At 40.3% G+C, this 3,245-nt stretch carries 2 protein-coding genes; both read left to right on the top strand.

What is annotated here, in order from left to right:
• Positions 1-158 precede the first annotated feature (158 nt).
• Positions 159-1,208, top strand: a complete 1,050-nt coding sequence (locus tag ABFX15_RS06035; protein ID WP_346024574.1) for an ATP-binding protein — start codon at positions 159-161, stop codon at positions 1,206-1,208.
• Between the two features lie 582 nt (positions 1,209-1,790).
• Positions 1,791-2,666, top strand: a complete 876-nt coding sequence (locus ABFX15_RS06030; RefSeq protein WP_346024573.1) for a metallophosphoesterase — start codon at positions 1,791-1,793, stop codon at positions 2,664-2,666.
• The last annotated feature ends 579 nt before the right edge of the window (positions 2,667-3,245 follow it).

Below are 3,245 nucleotides of genomic sequence, written 5' to 3'. Positions count from 1 at the left end.
GAAACCTGTGCAGACAAGAATGGAGTTCGTAGGAAGCCCCCACTTCAAAATCCGGAGGATTTAAGTGGTGGGTAGTTCACTAACTGGTTTAACCTAACCCCGTGATACACTGATAATATAATAAAAGTATGAATGAAGTTCATGGGGAGGATCAATAAATGCAGGAAGAAATCAGTAAAATAGATATCATATCAGAAGATGATATGTCAGAATTCGAGCGAAGAGAAGGATTGAAATCCAGACTGATGGAAGAAGAAGCTCGTCGTCGGGGCTACGAGGTAAAACGCCTAACCTTTGATACTACTCTAATATCGATTCAGGGAATAGTTGTATTATTCAAGGATATGAACGGCCCATTATCATCCGCAGCCTTAAACACTGTTGTGGATGACAAGCATGTTACCCGTACACTTCTTAAAGCGGCTGGACTCGCTGTGCCTCAATCGACTTACCTGCCAATAAGTAAACAGGAAGAGATTGTTTCATTTGCTGAGTCCATCAGTTACCCGGTCGTATTGAAACCAAACGGACTGGCACGCGGTCAAGGTGTCTTTATGAACCTTTCCAGTAAATCAGAACTGAAAGAAGCGTTAAGTAAACTTGAAAATATTGTAGATGACAACCAGACATCCGTTCATGTAGAGAAGCATTTTATTGGTGAGGACTTCAGATACGTTGTGGTTGATGGTAGAGTCATCGCGACCAGCCAGCGCGCACGGGCTAATGTAGTAGGTGACGGCACGCATACGGTTCTCGAACTGATCGAAGCTAAAAACAAGGAGCGGTTAAAAGACCGTGATCTTAAGAACTTTCTTATTCCAACTGATATCGAGAAACTGACTCATCTGACCAGAGAAGGACGTTCGCTCGATACCATTCCCGAACCTGATGAAAAAGTCATCCTGAGAGATGAATCGAATATTTCAAGTGGAGGGGAAGGGATCGATTTTACAGATACTGTTCATCCTGAATTTGAGAAATTGGCTCTTCAGGCAGTCAAAGCTATACCAGGACTTAACTATGCAGGCGTTGATATGATACTGGAAGACATTACTGAAGCCCCGACTCCTGAGAACCATGTAGTGACAGAAGTTGAATTCAGCCCAGGACCGGTCAGTATGTTCCCTTGGAGTGGTGAAGTTAGAGACATGCCTGGTCCAATCCTCGATTTCTACGAAAGTAACCTGGATAGACTCAAGCCTAAATAGAAACAAAAAGCGGTGCCAGTTAACATTGTCTTTGGATAATTACCAAACGGAGAAATCATATAGAATGTCGAAGAACTATATGAAGAAGGGATACTTGAAGTCGATTCAGACAAGGGGTCCGGAAAAGATGCCTTTCTAAGTAGGGGCGAAAGCGATCAGGAAGTGACCGAATTCTGGCCTGAGAATTTGAAGTACAAAGGATAATAAAGGTGATTAGAAAAGACACCGTTCCGGTGTCTTTTTATATACAAGGAGTGAATAGTAAAAAAAGACTAATCTGTTTGTCTTAGTTTCTCAAAAGAAGGCTGAATGCCTCATAAGTTTAAGTTATGGGGCATTCGTCAGATTTAATTATTACCAATGTTTCATATATCCATTTTATGAGGTGTTCGTCACCGGAATTATTCCATGAATGCCTCATAAAACCTAGTTATGAGGCATTCATGGAATAATCACAATAGTGTAAGATTATGACTCTATTTTTTTGTTGAGAATTGGAGTATAGTATAAATCATAACTACTGCTTTTCCCGTTCATCGAATCAAACAAGCCACTATACTCATATTCCAAGGAGCACAAGCATTGAATTCTAAAAAGATTATAAGTTACAGTACCATTCTATTATTAATCATTATGACAGCAGGTTACTTGTATTATCAGAATAATGCAATTGAACTGTCTATATACGACTTTGAACACGAGAACATTCCTGAATCCTTTGAAGGATATAAGATTGCACAAGTATCAGATCTGCACAATAAAGAATTCAACGGGCGACTGACGGCTGAGCTTGAAGAACAGGATCCTGACATTATTGTAGTGACAGGTGATGTGATAGATAGAAACCGTACCAATATTCCAGTAGCCGTTCAGGCGATGGAAGAGATGCTGGAAATAGCGCCAGTCTATTTCGTTACTGGTAATCATGAAATGGCTTCAGGCGTGTACCCTGAGCTTCAGAGAGAAATCGATCGCATTGGCGTTATTGATTTAGATAATTCATATGAAAGACTGGAAATTGAAGGCCAGGAAATCGGGCTTATTGGAATCGAAGACCCACTTTTCCTGTTTCTGGATGATATTATAGAAGCCGGCTCTGAAGATTTGCTGATACAAGAGAGGATTGAAGACCTGATTGAAGAAGCTGGGACTGAGTTCAATCTGCTCCTTTCACATCGAGCTGAATTAATGTCGGTTTATGCGGCTGCAGATGTGGATCTGGCTCTGACCGGACATGCGCATGGGGGGCAGATTCGTCTGCCATTCATCAATGGGCTCTTTGCGCCATCGCAAGGGTTTTTGCCTGAATACACCAGTGGGCAGTATGTTGAAGACGGAACACAGATGATTGTCAGCAGGGGACTAGGAAACAGTATATTTCCACTGCGTATCAATAATCGGCCGGAGCTTGTTATAGTCAATTTACGACCACAAAATTCTGAAGAAATAAATGATTGATTTAGCTACAGTCAGGGGTATAATAGATAAGGATAAACCAAGGGTGGGATTATCGACGTCATGTGACTTGTCTTATCTATACTGAAGTATGCAGGACGTCCCCTTAAATACTCATTATTTTCAAGGAGTGGTTCCAGTGCCTGTAATTATTGGCTGGATTTGTCTTAACGCTGTGATACTATTATTCAATCATGGTGCTCAGAATAATAAGGGCTGAGCATTGCTGCCTGCAATAGTTTATATATATTTTAAATCTGTAGAAGGAGACCATCCCATTCTTCTACAGGTTATTTTTTTATTTCAAACTTTTTAGATGTGCTGCTTATAAAATCTTCATTTAAATTAAATGTAACGTGACGGCAGAAATGAAATAGGCTACAATAAGTTCACTTTAAAGTGAAAGATAACAGGACAAGTCTTTAGGGTTCGACTAGAAAAATTAGAAGCAATCGGAGGAGAAAAAAATGGAAAAACTGACTGACAAAGACAGGCTCGTTAAATTAATATCTACTCAAGTTTCGCACCCTGATCAAACCTTGGAAAGCCTATCGGCTTAAGGTTAATCAACTAAATCAAACA

Origin of the sequence: Alkalibacterium indicireducens (assembly GCF_039522005.1) — a bacterium.
Lineage (GTDB): Bacteria > Bacillota > Bacilli > Lactobacillales > Carnobacteriaceae_A > Alkalibacterium > Alkalibacterium indicireducens.
The sequence above is the reverse complement of the archived record's forward strand: the minus strand, read 5'-3'. Positions and strand labels throughout refer to the sequence as shown.

What these genes read in the sequence shown, in the direction of transcription:
- ABFX15_RS06035 (WP_346024574.1), top strand. Translation starts at nt 159, where the DNA reads ATGCAGGAAGAAATCAGTAAAATAGATATCATATCAGAAGATGATATG.